16 protein-coding genes are annotated in these 16,142 nt (G+C 36.2%); 10 read left to right on the top strand and 6 right to left on the bottom strand.

Features of this window, described 5'->3' with window-relative positions:
* The first annotated feature begins 63 nt into the window (after positions 1-63).
* From asnS to ACZOVS_RS09740, 3 genes are read left to right on the top strand one after another with little or no spacing between them, the layout of a single operon-like run.
* Positions 64-1,512 (top strand): asparagine--tRNA ligase, encoded by a 1,449-nt coding sequence (gene asnS, locus ACZOVS_RS09750; RefSeq protein WP_483997061.1) that lies wholly within the window; start codon positions 64-66, stop codon positions 1,510-1,512.
* Positions 1,513-1,532: 20 nt separating this feature from the next.
* Complete coding sequence (gene rpoN / locus ACZOVS_RS09745; RefSeq protein ID WP_483997040.1) at positions 1,533-3,014, top strand: RNA polymerase factor sigma-54; 1,482 nt, start codon at positions 1,533-1,535, stop codon at positions 3,012-3,014.
* A gap of 14 nt (positions 3,015-3,028) precedes the next feature.
* Entirely contained in the window at positions 3,029-3,634 is a 606-nt protein-coding gene (locus tag ACZOVS_RS09740) for a hypothetical protein (RefSeq protein WP_483997039.1), read from the top strand.
* A 210-nt stretch (positions 3,635-3,844) separates the two neighbouring features.
* On the opposite strand, the gene ACZOVS_RS09735 is transcribed toward ACZOVS_RS09740, so the two are convergent.
* The 4 genes from ACZOVS_RS09735 to ACZOVS_RS09720 form a co-directional block, all read right to left on the bottom strand.
* Positions 3,845-4,513 (bottom strand): outer membrane beta-barrel protein, encoded by a 669-nt coding sequence (locus ACZOVS_RS09735; protein ID WP_483997038.1) that lies wholly within the window; start codon positions 4,511-4,513, stop codon positions 3,845-3,847.
* Positions 4,514-4,541: 28 nt separating this feature from the next.
* Complete coding sequence (locus ACZOVS_RS09730; protein WP_483997037.1) at positions 4,542-4,994, bottom strand: hypothetical protein; 453 nt, start codon at positions 4,992-4,994, stop codon at positions 4,542-4,544.
* 82 nt (positions 4,995-5,076) lie between these two features.
* Positions 5,077-5,931, bottom strand: coding sequence for a universal stress protein (locus ACZOVS_RS09725; RefSeq protein ID WP_483997036.1), 855 nt, complete (start codon positions 5,929-5,931; stop codon positions 5,077-5,079).
* An 18-nt stretch (positions 5,932-5,949) separates the two neighbouring features.
* Entirely contained in the window at positions 5,950-6,453 is a 504-nt protein-coding gene (locus ACZOVS_RS09720) for an SPOR domain-containing protein (protein ID WP_483997035.1), read from the bottom strand.
* A gap of 81 nt (positions 6,454-6,534) precedes the next feature.
* Here ACZOVS_RS09720 and ruvB point away from each other — a divergent pair, with 81 nt between their 5' ends.
* Both ruvB and queG read left to right on the top strand, forming a co-directional pair.
* Positions 6,535-7,557: a Holliday junction branch migration DNA helicase RuvB gene (gene ruvB / locus ACZOVS_RS09715; RefSeq protein ID WP_483997034.1), complete on the top strand. Its 1,023-nt coding sequence runs from the start codon at positions 6,535-6,537 to the stop codon at positions 7,555-7,557.
* Positions 7,558-7,568: 11 nt separating this feature from the next.
* Entirely contained in the window at positions 7,569-8,492 is a 924-nt protein-coding gene (gene queG / locus ACZOVS_RS09710) for a tRNA epoxyqueuosine(34) reductase QueG (protein ID WP_483997033.1), read from the top strand.
* A 130-nt stretch (positions 8,493-8,622) separates the two neighbouring features.
* Here queG and ACZOVS_RS09705 read toward each other — a convergent pair whose 3' ends face one another.
* Entirely contained in the window at positions 8,623-9,513 is an 891-nt protein-coding gene (locus ACZOVS_RS09705) for a YitT family protein (protein WP_483997032.1), read from the bottom strand.
* Positions 9,514-9,793: 280 nt separating this feature from the next.
* On the opposite strand from ACZOVS_RS09705, the gene ACZOVS_RS09700 reads away from it, so the two are divergent.
* The 5 genes from ACZOVS_RS09700 (at position 9,794) to ACZOVS_RS09680 (ending at position 15,518) form a co-directional block, all read left to right on the top strand.
* Entirely contained in the window at positions 9,794-10,216 is a 423-nt protein-coding gene (locus tag ACZOVS_RS09700) for a single-stranded DNA-binding protein (protein ID WP_483997031.1), read from the top strand.
* 253 nt (positions 10,217-10,469) lie between these two features.
* Entirely contained in the window at positions 10,470-11,819 is a 1,350-nt protein-coding gene (gldE, locus tag ACZOVS_RS09695; RefSeq protein ID WP_483997030.1) for a gliding motility-associated protein GldE, read from the top strand.
* Positions 11,794-12,387, top strand: a complete 594-nt coding sequence (gene gldD, locus ACZOVS_RS09690) for a gliding motility lipoprotein GldD (RefSeq protein WP_483997029.1) — start codon at positions 11,794-11,796, stop codon at positions 12,385-12,387. The genes gldE and gldD overlap by 26 nt, the downstream gene beginning before the upstream one ends.
* Positions 12,388-12,448: 61 nt before the next feature.
* Positions 12,449-14,167, top strand: a complete 1,719-nt coding sequence (locus tag ACZOVS_RS09685; protein ID WP_483997028.1) for a hypothetical protein — start codon at positions 12,449-12,451, stop codon at positions 14,165-14,167.
* Positions 14,168-14,594: 427 nt separating this feature from the next.
* Entirely contained in the window at positions 14,595-15,518 is a 924-nt protein-coding gene (locus ACZOVS_RS09680; protein ID WP_483997027.1) for a magnesium transporter CorA family protein, read from the top strand.
* Between the two features lie 130 nt (positions 15,519-15,648).
* Here the strand turns inward: ACZOVS_RS09680 and ACZOVS_RS09675 are convergent, their stop codons facing one another.
* Positions 15,649-16,023 carry an ATP-binding protein gene (locus tag ACZOVS_RS09675; protein ID WP_483997026.1) on the bottom strand — a complete coding sequence of 125 codons (375 nt, stop codon included), beginning with the start codon at positions 16,021-16,023 and terminating at the stop codon, positions 15,649-15,651.
* Positions 16,024-16,142 lie beyond the last annotated feature (119 nt).

Here is a 16,142-nt window from a genome sequence, read left to right as displayed (position 1 = left end):
TTTTAAATTTATAACATACAATTGACATTTTTTTTGTTACTTTGTATTTTGAATTATAAAAATATCACAAAAGTGAAACGTACAGAGATTAAAACAGCATTACTCTCACAAGAGTTTGACAACGAAATAAATGTAAAAGGATGGGTCCGTAACAAAAGAGGCAGCAAGAATGTAGCATTTATCGCCTTGAACGACGGTTCTACCATAAACAATCTGCAATTAGTCATCGATTTAGATAAGATTCCGGAAGAAAGATTGGCATTGATGCACACCGGAGCATCGGTATCAGCCACAGGAAAACTCGTGGCATCATCGGGAAGCGGGCAAAATGTCGAATTGGCAGTAAGCGAAATAGAGTTGCTGGGACCTGCTGATCCTGACAAATATCCGCTGCAACCAAAAAAACACTCTTTGGAGTTCTTACGTGACATAGCACATCTGCGTTTCCGCACCAATACCTTCGGTGCCATCATGCGTCTGCGTCACGCCATGGTATTTGCAATACACAAGTTCTTCAACGACAGAGGTTTTTATAATATACACACTCCTCTTATCACTGCTTCAGACTGTGAAGGTGCAGGCGAAATGTTTCAGGTGACTACCTTAGACCTCAACAATCTTCCTCGTAACGAGAAAAACGAGATAGATTATACACAGGACTTCTTCGGCAAGCCGGCAAATCTTACTGTGTCCGGACAATTGGAAGGAGAATTAGCTGCAACAGCATTATCAAAGATTTACACTTTCGGACCTACTTTCCGTGCTGAAAACTCCAACACCACCCGTCATCTCGCCGAGTTCTGGATGATAGAACCCGAAATGGCATTTTATGAAATCGAAGACAACATGGACCTCGCTGAAGAGATGCTTAAATATCTCATTCAATATGCTTTAGACAATTGTATGGACGACCTCAACTTCCTGAGTAAACGTCTTCAGGAAGAAGAGAAAAACAAAAAAGAAGAAGACAAGTCCATGGAACTGATCAGCAAGTTGCATTTTGTTCTCGAACATCCGTTTGAACGTGTCACCTATACCGACGCAATCAATATATTAAAAAACTGTAACTACAACAAAAAAGGCAAGTTCCAGTACCCTGTCAAAGAATGGGGTGTTGACCTTCAATCGGAACATGAACGTTATCTTGTAGAAAAACATTTCAAGAAACCTGTCATATTGACAGATTATCCTATCGAAATAAAAGCCTTCTATATGAAACAGAACGACGATGGCAAGACTGTACGTGCCATGGACGTATTATTCCCCGGCATAGGCGAGATTATAGGAGGCTCTGAAAGAGAGACTGACATCAACAAGTTGCTCAAACGCATGGAAGAGGTAGGCATTCCTCAATCTTCAATGGAATGGTATCTCGACACACGCCGCTTCGGCTCCGTACCGCATAGCGGCTACGGTCTCGGCTTTGAACGTCTAATGCTGTTCATCACCGGAATGTCCAACATACGCGATGTCATAGCTTTCCCTCGTACACCTAAAAATTGTGAATATTAATCGACTATAATATTTCTTCTATGGCTTTACAAAAACTTAGTCAGACACAAAAGATGTTGCAGAAGTTGTCTCCGCAACAGATACTGCTGATGAAACTGCTGCAGGTGACTACTATGGAACTGAGTTCAAGAATAAAAGAAGAAATAGAAGAAAATCCGGCTCTCGAAGAAGGTAAAAACAACGATTATGATGACGACATGCCATCTGCCGAAGAAGACACCACCTTCAACGATGAACAAGACAATGAAAAGGAATACGACCCTCTCGAGGATTTCGATGACTATCTAAACGACGACGATGAAGATGATGCCGCTTATAAGCTGAGAACCAACAATAACAGCAACGACGACGAACATTACGACAGTCCTATCTCCGATGAGATAAGTTTTCAGGAGTCTCTTTTACAGCAACTCGGCTATCGTGTATTAGACGACAAGATGTACAAGATAGGCACTTATATAATCGGTAATCTCGATGATTCCGGATATCTAAGCAGACCTATCTCCGGTATAGTAGATGACTTGCTGTTCACCATGAATCTCAGCGTCGATGAGAAAGACGTCGAAAAAGTCTTAAAAATAATTCAAGAGTTCGACCCTGCCGGAATCGGAGCCACAAACCTGCAGGAATGTCTTCTGATTCAATTAAAAAGACTTCAGGAAGATGACACAGAGAAAGATTATTCCAACTCCATCATCATAATAGAACAGTATTTTAACGAATTTATCAAGAAACATTATGACAAGATACTGAAAAAAAGCGGTATCAATGAGCAAGACTTCAAAATCGCTCTCGATGAAATCTTGAAGTTGAACCCCAAACCAGGCGATTCCGGCAATGCAACACAGCACAACAATTATATCATACCAGATTTTGCCATTTACAACAACGACGGTGAACTTGAATTGACCCTCAACAGCCGCAACGCACCGGAATTATATGTCAACAAAGATTATATCAAGATGCTCAACGACTTCTCAAAACAGGAAGACAGCCGAAGCAACAAAGAAGCTATCACTTTTGTAAAACAAAAGATAGACTCTGCCAAATGGTTTATAGATGCAATAAAACAGCGACAGGATACTTTGTACGTCACCATGAAAGCCATAATGGACTATCAAAAAGAATATTTTCTCACCGGTGATGAGACAAAGTTGAAACCTATGATATTAAAAGACATATCTGAGAAAGTCGGATTGGATATCTCTACCGTGTCACGAGTAGCTAACAGTAAATACGTTCAGACTGCCTTCGGTACTTTCCTTCTCAAAAGTTTTTTCAGTGAGGGTCTTATCAATGAAGATGGTGAAGAGGTATCAACAAGAGAAATCAAAAAAATATTATCCGATTGTGTAGAACAGGAAGATAAATCTAAGCCACTCACCGATGATGAGTTGACTGTTATTTTAAAACAGAAAGGCTACAACATAGCTCGCAGGACAATAGCCAAATATCGCGAACAAATGGGAATACCTGTTGCAAGACTGCGTAAAGTCTTATAAAACAAAATCACATCATGAATAAATTGTCTAAGATAATATCGGAGATAGCACATCCTGTCTTTATTCCAACCTATACCCTTTTAATGGGATTAGCTACCGGTCTTATAGGATATATTCCTCTACGTATATTGATACACAACATAATATGGATTGAGTTCATAACTCTTATAATACCTTTTTTCATAATATTACTACTTCAAAGCTGTAGAATCATCAAATCATTGACGATGGAAAGCCGAAAAGAGAGGATTATTTCCATCATTTTGATGATAACAGCCTTGACAGTATGTCTTATCGGCATACCCGAAACAAATTACACTTATTATATCATATTCATTATCATATTGATAATCACAAGTTTTGCAGCTTTAATAATAACTCCGTTATGGATGATAAGTTTACACACATTAGGTTGGGGTTGTTTATGCGGTTATTGTTATATCTTATCTTTTTTAAGCCATGACACATATCTTCCATACTTTATAGGTTCAATACTTGTCAGCGGCATAGTGTCATCGGCACGGTTACAATTAAAGGCACATACTCCTACACAGATTTATGCAGGCTTTGTCATCGGTTTTGTCATATCATTATCATCAGCAGTTTTCCTGTTCTCGTAATTCGTTTGAAATTAATGATATAATTACTTAAAACTGTTTTGGTCGAATAAGAAATCGAACATACAATGGAGAACCTGTAAAATGATAATATAACTACTGCATCTCAAATCAAAAGAGACAAATAATATCAATAATCACGTCAAGGCAGTTACAAAAAACGAACACTTTGCCGACATGGCAAACACTAATTCGTCATAAAAATATGATATGTCAGAAAGGTCTTACACCAATACCGACAGATAAAGGTCTTAGGTCCATACCGGTCACCGGGTCGTATGTAGAATTAAACTGATATGCACCAAAAACATAAACAGACTTATAAGCTATACGCAATGTAGCAGTATAGACATATTTGGCAAGATTTTCTATTCTGCTGTTTTTAATACGCCAGATTTGGTCGGTATCATCAATCTCACCAACATATTTCGTCTTACCGGTAGTAAGAATGCCGAATTTAAACCCGACACTTATTTTAAACATATCGGCAATACGCATATTGACTTCTAAAGGTATGTCAATATAGTTGACATTTATCTTTGCTCTTTTATAGTCATGTTCAATATTTTGAAAAACCAAAGAATCAGCATACGGGGTATTCAACATACAGCCTTTCATATAAAAATTATGTGAAGAGAATCCCACACCTAAAGACGTTGTATGTTTACTTTCGCCAATAGGGAAATTATATGTGATTTGAGCACTGATACCTTGATTTATTCCACGCAGTGAAAAATTGTCATAACCTGAACCAACATTATAATCTGTAAAAACTTCCGCTCCTATGCTTACTCTCGAATCGAATCGTTCTGACAAAATCTGTGATTGAGCCATAAAAGAAAGCAAAAGCAAAAGAGGAAGAACAAAAAATCTTTTTTCCATATCAATTCAATAAATTAAATTATTTAGATCATTTAGACAAACTATTCTGTATTTTAGATCTTCTATCAAGTAATTCATCTATCTCCTCCATAGAGAGGTTGGGATTCTTCAACTCGTTATCGATAGCATCGATAAGAGCGACATATCTGTCTTCAGTAGGCAATGCCAGAAACTCTTTTTCTTTTGCATCGACAACAGAATCTCTTTTAACCTCTATATCATCAGCATCATCACCAAGTTGTTCTTTCAATCTACTTATCATTATAGGAATAAGTTTCTTTGTCATATCATTATTAAAAGGACCGAGCATCTCAATAGTGATATTGTCTTTCATCTCATCATAATTAGCAAAAAACAACTTAAGTTGTTCTATTTGAGACTTGTCAATACCTGGTATCTCATCCGGCGGATACTTCTCTATCATTTTTTTGAAGAGATGCATCAGTTCCTCCAATTGTTTTTTCAGTTCTTCGTTCTCCATAGTTATTTTTTTTGAACATACATCAAAAACTGTTCCGAAAATGATATAACCAAAGATTTTATCAAAAACAACAAAGTTTGTATTAATTTCTTGCTATAGAAGCATAAATATTTTTAGTATGAGAAATAAGAACCGGAATCTGTGAGTTGTTAACAATTTTCTGGGAATAAGAGCCTGAGAAAATGTTAACTGCAGTTCTTTCCAACTCATCCATAATACTTATAAGGTTTGCATTGATATTCTTGGCATAGGATATAATATCCTCATCTACATCATTGGTATGCAATTCATCGAGTACGAAATTGATACGATTTGCTGTAAGATATTTAACCACTTGTTTTACATAACCGTTAACTCTTTCCTTAACAGAAAGTATTTCCGAAGTATATAGAGCCACGACAAAAATCTGAGCATTAAAATATTGAGCAATAAGTGCTGTAAGTGGTAATTTCTGACGTGTCTCGAGAGTACTGTCGATAGGCATCACTATTTTAGATATAGAAGTGTTGACATCTATGCCCTCACGAATAAACACCGTAGGAACATCAAGAACGAGTGACATACGGAAAGCATTGCTTCCGATCCACCTCTCAGAAAATCCGGAAATACCGTGAGTGCCAATAAACATCAAAAACGGATCGAGTTCACGACAGGCCTCCTGCATGGCGTCATACACACGTCCTTCTCTGATCTGATATGTAATGGTATTTTCGCCAAGTCTGTGAGCATATTTTTCTATCAATTCATTAAAATGCTGTTTGGCACCATATTCGATCAGATTTCTATCTTTCGAGACAATATCTTTATCATTAGCGAGTTTGTTGACCCAAACCATAACAATATCCGACTTCGATTTCTCTGCCACTGTAACAGCATGAGAAAGAGCATTCAGAGAACAATTGGAAAAATCGACTCCCACTAATATCACATTATTCATAACATTAATTTTTAATTTCTATTCTTCATAATATATATCATCAGGGATAACGATATTATTGTCTTCCCCGCTGACTTTTCCATCATCAAAATTTATCATCTCGTCTTTATTACCACATAAGACATTATAAGGCAAGTTGATACGGTCTCCTGTGACGAAAGCATTTTTATAAATGTTTTTTATCTCATAATAGAACTTCTCAGCTTCAAGCCGTGTCCTGAAATCGCCTACACGAAGTCTGTAATACGGTTGTCCGAAGATAAGATACACAGGTACAGAAGGATATTTCTCAATAAAAGCCATTTTGACATTCTCGGCATGTTTAACTGCATCATTGCCCGACTCCATAAAAATCTGTACTCTAAAACCATCGATAGTAGAATCTTTGGCATGTATCTCTCTCTGTTTACCTATTAATGCATCTATCCTTTCATCCTGATTCAATATCAAGAAACCATCTTGTGCATGACAACATATTGATAACAAGCACATTACTACAATTATGCCATATTTTATCTTCAAAGCGCTAATTTTTTTGCTAAAATAAACATTTCTTTCGAGAAACAACATTATTTTTGTATTTTTGTAAGAAATATTTTTTAGATGAACGAAAATCTGGATGCGTATGGCAGAAATATGAGCCGGCAAGAGAAAGAAATTGAGAAAGTGTTAAGACCGGATGCTTTCTCGAGTTTCGCCGGTCAGCAACAGGTTGTTGACAATTTGCGTATCTTCGTCCGTGCCGCTGCGCAACGTGGTGAATCATTAGACCATGTGTTGTTGCATGGTCCTCCCGGATTGGGAAAAACCACCTTGTCTCATATCATCGCCAATGAGTTGGGTGTCAATTTAAAGATGACTTCCGGACCTGTCCTCGACAAGCCGGGCAATCTGGCAGGTTTGCTTACCAACCTTGACAAGAATGACGTATTGTTTATCGACGAGATCCACAGACTAAGTCCTGTGGTAGAAGAGTATCTCTATTCAGCCATGGAAGATTTTCGTATCGACATCATGATAGAGACCGGTCCCAATGCCCGTAGTGTACAGATAGCATTGAATCCGTTCACTCTGATAGGTGCCACTACACGTTCCGGACTTCTCACTGCACCATTACGTTCTCGTTTCGGGATCAACTTGCGTTTGGAATATTATGATGCAAAAACACTGTCAGCCATCATAAGACGTTCAGCATCAATATTAAGAGTGCCTATCGAAGATGAAGCTGCCTTTGAGATAGCACGACGCAGCCGTGGCACTCCCCGTATTGCCAATCTGCTGTTGCGTCGTGTACGTGACTTCGCTCAGATACAGGGCAACGGAACAGTGACTCTTGAAATAGCACAAATAGGCCTCAAAGCTCTCAATGTAGATAAACACGGCCTTGACGATATGGATAACCGTATCTTATCTACAATAATTGACAAATTCAAAGGAGGGCCGGTAGGACTTACCACCATAGCCACTGCCGTAGGTGAAGAAGCCGGCACTATTGAAGAGGTGTACGAGCCATTCCTCATACAGGAAGGATATATCATGCGTACTCCTCGCGGCAGAGAAGCAACAGAACTTGCATACCGTCACACAGGAAGATTTAAAAACTCCTCACAAGGCGAGTTGTTCTGACCATGAAAAATATGCTGTCGGACAAAATAAAAACAAAGTCTCTCGACCTGGGCTTCAGCGCCTGTGGTATATGCCGTGCCGAAGCATTGACACAGGAGGCTGTCTTTGTGGAACAATGGCTGTCGTGCCATGCCAACGCAGAAATGCATTATTTAGAAAACAACAAAGAAAAACGTTACGACCCGCGACTGTTGATAGAAGGTACTCAAAGTATAGTGACAGTGCTACTCAATTATTTTCCAAAAACAATTATGGAACATGAGGACAATTACCGCATCGCTAAATATGCATACGGTAAAGACTATCATTATATCATTAAAGATAAATTAAGACAGTTGTTATCTTTCATCGAAAAAGAAACAGACTGTCATTATCCTGAAGCGAGGGCTTTCACCGATTCCGCTCCTGTCCTCGATCGGGCATGGGCCGTAAAGGCAGGATTAGGCTTCATTGGCAAAAACACCAATCTCATTGTTCCAAATGGCGGATCATATTATTTTATAGGACATTTGATGCTGCCTATTGTACTTGAAACTGACAATGCCATTATGACAAACAGATGCGGCAATTGCGACAAATGTTTGAAAGCATGTCCTACTCACGCAATAGAGTCTCCATTTCATCTGAATGCCTCCAAGTGCATATCTTATCTTACCATAGAACACAAAGGCGACCTTCCTAACATAAACAGAAATGTATTCAATGATTATATCTTAGGGTGCGATATTTGTCAGGATGTATGCCCATACAACAAATTTGCCGTTCCAACTGAAGAGACTTTGCTACAGCCTAAAGAAAAACTGATGAAGATGAGAAAAAAAGACTGGCACGATCTTGATAATGATGGATTCAATGCTATTTTCAAAAACAGCTCGGCAGAACGAGCCGGGTTCAAAGGTCTTAAAAGAAACATAGACTTCCTGAAAAATGAATAAAACAAAGATGCATCGAACTCATCGAATGAATTGATGCACCTTTTTAAATTTTAAATTTATATCTTGATGTTGTATGAACTATATTGACACTTGCAACAAGTTATTGATTTATTCTAATCACCCAAATATTTTATAGGTGCACTCTATCGTGTCTCACCTTGTTTTTTCTGTTGTTCCAAAGCCCATACACTTCGCTGACATTACCGGCGGTAACAAAAGCATTGATTTGATTATCATTGATATACTTCATTAACTCCGAAAATTCGTCTTTCGACAGCAATGCTTCCAATTCTATCTTGCGTTCATTGCTATAACCGCCGATTACCTCATACATGGTGACACCGCGTTGCAAGTCGTTGATGATATGGTCTTGTAATCTGCGATGTTCCGGTGAAATGATACATACACGTTTTCTCATATTGAGACCGGCTGTGAAATAATCGACAACGAGACCATTGATCCAAGTTCCAATGAGACCGACGACTACCATACGAAAATCATTGATAAGGAATGCCGTACAACAGATAACAGCACCAGCGACAGATACTGAAGTGCCAATGTCGAAATGTAAATATTTATTAACTATCTTTGCCAAAATATCAAGACCACCTGTAGAAGCATTGATTTTAAACAACACTGCCTGTGCAGAACTGAGCAAAAGCACAAAACAACAGAGGTCAAGCCATGGATCTCCCATAACAGACTCTGTAACAGGAAAATATGTCTCCAATAATGCCAGCCATGGTGACAACACCAATGCAGTGTAAACTGTTTTGATGCCAAATTCTTTTCCTATAAGGAAGTAGGCAAGTATCAACAATATAGCGTTGATGATAAACGCAATTACTGACACAGGGAATGAAGTTAATGTCGAAATAACAATTGACAAACCTGAAATTGTTCCGATGATAAGTTTACTTGGAACAAGGAAAAAGTGAACAGCCATGGCTGTCACAAGCATACCCAATGTCATAATGATGAATTCAATCCAGAATTTCTTTGTTAAAACATATTTCCACATAGTTACTACTTTTTTTATACTGTTTTCAAGGGCGCAAAAATACAAACATTTTTAATCATTTTACATACAGTATCAAAAAAAAATATATCTTATATATCATTGATTACCAAATTTTTATCTCATAAAAAACAGTAAAACATTTTACTGTTTTGTTTAAACAGACAAAATTATATCAAACAATACCAAGAAAGTGAGACATTACATATACCAACAAAAAGTCTTAAAAAACGAATAAATAAGACGAATAATGAAAAAGTAATTATCTTTGCCTCAAAAAAACATGGCAAGTTTAAATAAAGTCCTATTGATAGGTAGATTGGGTAAAGACCCGGAAATACTGAATTTTGAAAACGGCACAAAAAAAATGTCGGTAACTATTGCCACAACAGAAACTTATCATGGCAGTAAAGGCAACCTCGTACAAAACACAGAATGGCATAACCTTGTATCTTTTGGAGATATTGCTAATGATATTGCAGAAAAAAAACGCAATTACATAAAAGGAGACCTTGTTTATGTTGAAGGAAAGCTTCGTCATCGTCAATATGTTGATTCTATGAACATAACTCGTTACATCACTGAAATTTTTGTTGACAAAATGATGAAATTAAACAACACTATTACAGACAATCAGTTTTCAAGTTATTATAAATACGGCAACAAGCAAAATGGCAATGACACTCCAGACAATATAATGCCTTGAACATAAACTTCCATATTAAATAATTGCTTAACACTTTATCAAAAAAAACATATCGTTTCGAGATGTAATAACACACTTTGAAACAATAAAATCTTTACCAACGCATAAGATATTAAATAAAAATTTTGATTTACAAATGATGTTTTTGAAAACAAAACAGCCAATAAAATGCTTATTTCAAAATTTTGATTTACAGAGTTCCTTAATGAATTGGAATTATTTATATCTTTGCGGAAATTTTAAATCATAGATTTTGTCAACATTAACCACAACTTGTATATTTCTATTGAACATCAATGAAGAAATATTTTTCAAAGGGTTCACATGGCAGACAGCCCTATATTTATTAATATTGTGCATCTTACTTTTCTGTTCAGCTATGGCATCTGCGAGTGAAACAGCTCTGTTTTCTTTGCAACCCAACGACATCAATGAGCTAAAGACATCCAGCCGAAAATCGGAAAAAGCTGTACTCGAAATAAGGCAAAATCCCAAGAGACTGTTGGCTACTATACTGATAACAAATAATTTGGTCAATGTAACCATCACCATATTCTCAACATATATCATGGCAATGATGTTCAATGAAAGTGCCAACATGGTATTGGCATTTATCATCAATGTCGTTGTAGTCACTTCTTTAGTCCTTATTTTTGGAGAGATGATACCCAAGATCTATGCCACAAAACGGCCAAAAGCACTTGCCATATCGATGGCAAAAGTACTTAAAATCCTTATTGTAATTTTCAAGCCGTTGAGCAGTATATTGGTAAATTCCACATCATTCATAGACAAAAAACTTGCAAAAAAAAGCAAAGGCTTGTCATTCAGTGATTTATCTACGGCAGTAGAAATAACTACAGATGACACTCCATTAGAAGAGAAAAATATGCTGAAAGGAATAGCGACTTTCAGCGAAAAGGAGGTGAGTGAAATAATGAGACCCCGAGTGGAATTGGCAGCAGTGCCATACGAAACCGACTTCAACACTCTCATTAAGTTCATAATAGACAACGGTTTTTCTCGTATCCCTGTTTATAAAGACACTCTCGACGAGATTGCCGGCATAATCTATGTCAAAGACCTTGTTCCAAATGTGGGCAACAGCAATTTTCAATGGCAGAAACTGATACGTTCTGCATATTTTATTCCGGAAAATATGAAAATAAACGATTTGTTCCAAAGTTTCAGGACAAAGAAGATTCATATTGCCATTGTTGTAGATGAATACGGAGGTACTTCAGGACTCGTTACCATGGAGGACGTCTTGGAAGAAATTGTAGGCGACATCAGTGACGAGTTCGACAATATAGGAGAAGAAGACTATTACACTGTCTCTGACGAAAACACTTATCTTTTCAAAGGACAAACAAGCATAGTTGACTTTTGTAAGGTATTCGGCATGAGCGACAACTATTTTGATGAAATAAAAGGAGAATCCGATACCCTCGCCGGAATGATACTCGAAATAGAAGGACGCATACCTGAGATCGGTTGTACTACAGAATATAAAAATTTCAAATTCGAAATAACAAAAGTCGATGCTCGGCGTATTATACAAATAAAAGTGACATATAATGAAAACAATTCTCAGACTGAATAAGCTGTTAATGTTGTGTTTGATGTTTGTCGTTGTCATGTGCAGTTGTGAAAACCGACATACTCAACCGCGTCCGAGAGGTTTCTTCCGTATCGACTTGCCAAAAAAAGAATATGTCTCTCTTGACACCATGAGATATTATTCATTTCAATATCCAAGTTATTCATATATTACTCATGATATCCATTCTCCCAATGAAAAAGATTGGATTAACATTGAGTTCCCCAATTTTAAAAGTACCATACATATCAGTTACAAACCCGTCAATGAAAACCTGGACGTATATCTTGAAGATTCGCACACTTTAATAACCAAACATATATCAAAAGCCATAGGTATCAGAGACAGTATTATCATCAACGACGACAATAAAGTTTACGGATTAATATATTTCCTTGAAGGCGAAGGGGTCGCTTCTCCTGTGCAATTTTATCTTACAGACAGCACTAAACATTTTCTAAGAGGTTCTTTGTATTTCAATATTACCCCAAATAACGATTCTCTTCGTCCGGTAATTGATTTTGTAACAGATGACATAAGACATCTTATCAACACTATGGAATGGAAATAAGATTTTTTGTTTATTTAAATGAATATTTTGTATCTTTGCTTACATTAAAACTGTCGAATCGATGAAAACAATTATCTATACAATTGCCATTATCATTTCAACGTGCTTGTCTTCAAATATTTCTTGGGGACAAAATAACGAAGGTTATGAATTTTTTTACAAAAGAAGTTCTTTGGAAATGGCATATATAGAATCTGATGATATGCCTGACAAACAATATGTTGACAATGCATGGAATAATTATTTAAAATTTAATTTCCCCGTACAATACAACAAACACGGACTGGATATAAACAGCGTTCCTATCAATGACATAGAACTGAGTGTCAGTGAAATAGAAGAAGCCGGTTACAATGTTCAAACCTTACGTGGTTACGAAAATGTTATTCAAGCCATTAAAAATGGTAAAAATGTTAAAGTCTTGAATTCTGATTACTCAGAAGCATTACTTCTTCCAGATTATGAGATTTATTATAAATTGAAATTAGACAAATATATTAAAGACAATCATATTGCAAACAAATTGGTTCAAAGATGGTACATGTATGACAAATCTTCTGAAGAACCTTTCAACATGGAACTTATTTTTGCAAGAGGCAACTACAACAACAATGCCGGTGATGAAGATGTACTCCTTAACTCCAGAAAAATAGGACGACGCAATACTCTCAATGATGCAGGAACACAACTTATTCCTTTTACTTTCATTACTTTTACCAAACTAGATTTCTACTCCAATGAGCCTGTTGCAGCTCTTGTCAGAGATTTGGCAATATTTACAGCCGATATACTAAAAGACCAAAGTTTAGAAAAAGGAGTCAATCCCAATACAGTCGAATTAATTTACAACATGGCTGTAACAGCTGCAAATACTGCATATTCCGCTGCCAAAGACGGATATACACTGAAAACAACAACTTGGTTATACAGACTTCATTGGGATAATGAAACTGAAAATATTATGTATGATGAAATTTGGAATAATCCATCACTCATAGAAACATCCGACGCATTTTATCTTGATTATATTGATAGTCAATCAAATAGCAGCATTGTGTTATTCCCTGTCAATATGTCAGGTGAAGGCATAATCGACCTTACTGTAAACAGAAACATATCTAACATACTTAAAGTATTACAAGAAAAAAATGATGTATTCAAAGTATTGACCAGAATTGAAGGATTTCTCGTGAATGACAACCTCGAAGCTCCTTTGAGTGTTATTGACAAGAAATACTTCTCAGCATATATCGGAACCAACGAAGGATTACGCGGAGGCGAAATTTTCGATGTATTCGACAGCGATGACAACTATCTCGGAAAAGTAACCGCTGTAAAAGGCATGGTATGGGACAACGAGGAAAACAATGGATCTTATACGATACAATGCGACAAAAATGGTAATGCCGTAACATTTACCACTTTCAAGGGTAAAATAAAAAATCCCACATCCGACATGACAATACGCAATCCTCAAGCACCAAAAAAAATCAACATTACCGCCCGTATAGGACTAAAAGAAGGAGTTGACAAAAAAAGTATCTTTGAAGTGTTGTCATTCAACTATGACGAAAACAAAGAATGTTTCGACACCATTGTAATAAGCCGCGTAAAACCGATAAAATCCCAAATATGGGATAATCTATATTATGGTTCATCTGAAGAAATATCTGAAATGAAAATAAAAAAACGTTCCAAAGATGGATTGATAATTACAGAAACATACTTTAAGGCCAACAAGAAAGTGAAACCCGGAATGTGGTTGAGAAAGATAAAATAAATATTATCATGTAATTTCATTTTTTAATTAATTAGTAATATAAAGGTGATGTTGAGTCGAAAAAAATCGGTCTCACCCTTTTTCTTACTACTTGATAGATTCTTATTTCAAATATTCAATTCTCATAGTTATAATATTCTATTCGGACTGCCACTAATTTTCATTTCATTTCGTAAACCATGTTCTTTTTAAAATCATTTATCATTACAAAATGACAATGTATAAAACACGAAATTATAACAAAATGAAAACAATGAAAGCTGAATCATCGTTTACATAAAAAAGATTTATCAAATTCCAATATTTTTTCTTATTTTGAGAACACTTTTTTGGAAAATTTACTAATTTTGCGCGAAATAAATAAATATATTACTTCCGATGTAGAAAGTAAAACATAATAATCATTAAAAGAAAGGGGGGAAAGAAGATGATTGATACATTGACAATCAATACACTTAAGTGGCGTCATATTACAAACCCGTCGGATGAGGATTTTAATTTCCTGAAAGAAACGTTTCATTTTCACCCCTTGGATATAGAAGACTGCCGTTCAGTAAATCAACGTCCAAAAATAGATATCTATGATGATTATTATTTCTTGATTCTACAATACCCCAACTTTGACCGTCAGAATAAGTTTATCAAAACCAAAGAAGTTAAGATCTTTTGGGGAAAAGATTATATCATCACCATTGAAAAATCACCATGGTATGTAAATCAACTTTTCAACGAATACAGAGAACGTGACGAAGAGGAGTTATGTTTAAACTTAAAAACTTCAGATATACTATTGTACCGTATCTTTGAGAAACTTATGGTCGAGTCTTTATACCTATTAAAAAAAATCGGTCTCGATCTTGAATTGATAAACAGAGAACTGTTTGGTTCAAGACAGGTTAAAATCATTGAAAGAATATCTGTGACTCGGAAAAATATAATCACCATCAATACTATATTGAAACCGCAACTCCGAGTGTTCCACAACTTTGAGACCGGTCAGATTAAAGGATTCGGAGACACAGAATACATGGAAGACTACTGGGGTAATATTCTTGACTATTATCAGAAATTATGGGACATGACAGAAGATTATGAAGACCTCATCGAGGGGTTGTCAAAGACTTTCGACTCTATGCAGACCAACAAAACCAATGAGATTATGAAAACCCTCACATTATTGTCTTCTATACTTTTGCCATTGACATTTATTACCGGACTTTTTGGGATGAATGTACTCTTCCCTTTCATCACTCCTAATTCAAATACAGCTTTTTGGATTATTACGGGAGCAATGGCTATAGTATGTATAGCTCTTGCTTTCATCTTTAAACACAGGAAATGGTGGCCATGATTTTCCCAAACATCATCTTCAGATAGACAGTACAATACCTGAAACAAAATGTTTCTAAAAAAACATATTGTTTTTAACAATAAATAAAGTCAATTCCATTAGTTTTATAAATAACAACTAATAACAGTTGTCAATTATCGAATATCAGGAGAAAAGCTGTTTCTTTTTCATTAGACCTTAATAATTGTACGCTGCCGTTGTGCATCAGCATAATTTGGCGCGACACACTCAGTCCTATGCCATTGCCTTTAGACTTCGTGGTATAAAACGGCATGAAAATATCATCGAACATTTCTTTTTTAATAGGTGTACCATTATTTACAAACTCCAACGTGACAACCTCGTCGTCATGTAGTAATGCATTTATGTTCAACATGGTAGCTCCCGCCTGTATGGCATTGCGGATTAAATTTATTATTACTTGTTTTATCTGATTCTCATCTATATAAAGCATTATGTCATCATTATTGCATTTAACGCCATATGTCATGCCTGCATCTGCCATATCATCTTTCATTAATAATAACAATAGTTCGTTAAAAATTAGCCAAGCCTAAGCGGCTCTGGCAGTAAATAAAATGAGTTCTTTGAAAAGTCTGTCAATTAACTGCGTGTCCGGTTCAA

It is taken from the genome of Candidatus Limimorpha avicola (assembly GCF_056978975.1).
The sequence above is the reverse complement of the archived record's forward strand: the minus strand, read 5'-3'. Positions and strand labels throughout refer to the sequence as shown.

Coding starts and splice junctions, on each gene's coding strand:
- queG (WP_483997033.1), top strand. CDS start 7,569: ATGCTGTCGGACAAAATAAAAACAAAGTCTCTCGACCTGGGCTTCAGC.
- ruvB (WP_483997034.1), top strand. CDS start 6,535: ATGAACGAAAATCTGGATGCGTATGGCAGAAATATGAGCCGGCAAGAG.
- ACZOVS_RS09680 (WP_483997027.1), top strand. CDS start 14,595: ATGATTGATACATTGACAATCAATACACTTAAGTGGCGTCATATTACA.
- ACZOVS_RS09685 (WP_483997028.1), top strand. CDS start 12,449: ATGAAAACAATTATCTATACAATTGCCATTATCATTTCAACGTGCTTG.
- ACZOVS_RS09675 (WP_483997026.1), bottom strand. CDS start 16,023: ATGGCAGATGCAGGCATGACATATGGCGTTAAATGCAATAATGATGAC.
- gldD (WP_483997029.1), top strand. CDS start 11,794: ATGAAAACAATTCTCAGACTGAATAAGCTGTTAATGTTGTGTTTGATG.
- ACZOVS_RS09725 (WP_483997036.1), bottom strand. CDS start 5,931: ATGAATAATGTGATATTAGTGGGAGTCGATTTTTCCAATTGTTCTCTG.
- ACZOVS_RS09700 (WP_483997031.1), top strand. CDS start 9,794: ATGGCAAGTTTAAATAAAGTCCTATTGATAGGTAGATTGGGTAAAGAC.
- ACZOVS_RS09705 (WP_483997032.1), bottom strand. CDS start 9,513: ATGTGGAAATATGTTTTAACAAAGAAATTCTGGATTGAATTCATCATT.
- ACZOVS_RS09740 (WP_483997039.1), top strand. CDS start 3,029: ATGAATAAATTGTCTAAGATAATATCGGAGATAGCACATCCTGTCTTT.
- ACZOVS_RS09730 (WP_483997037.1), bottom strand. CDS start 4,994: ATGGAGAACGAAGAACTGAAAAAACAATTGGAGGAACTGATGCATCTC.
- ACZOVS_RS09735 (WP_483997038.1), bottom strand. CDS start 4,513: ATGGAAAAAAGATTTTTTGTTCTTCCTCTTTTGCTTTTGCTTTCTTTT.
- rpoN (WP_483997040.1), top strand. CDS start 1,533: ATGGCTTTACAAAAACTTAGTCAGACACAAAAGATGTTGCAGAAGTTG.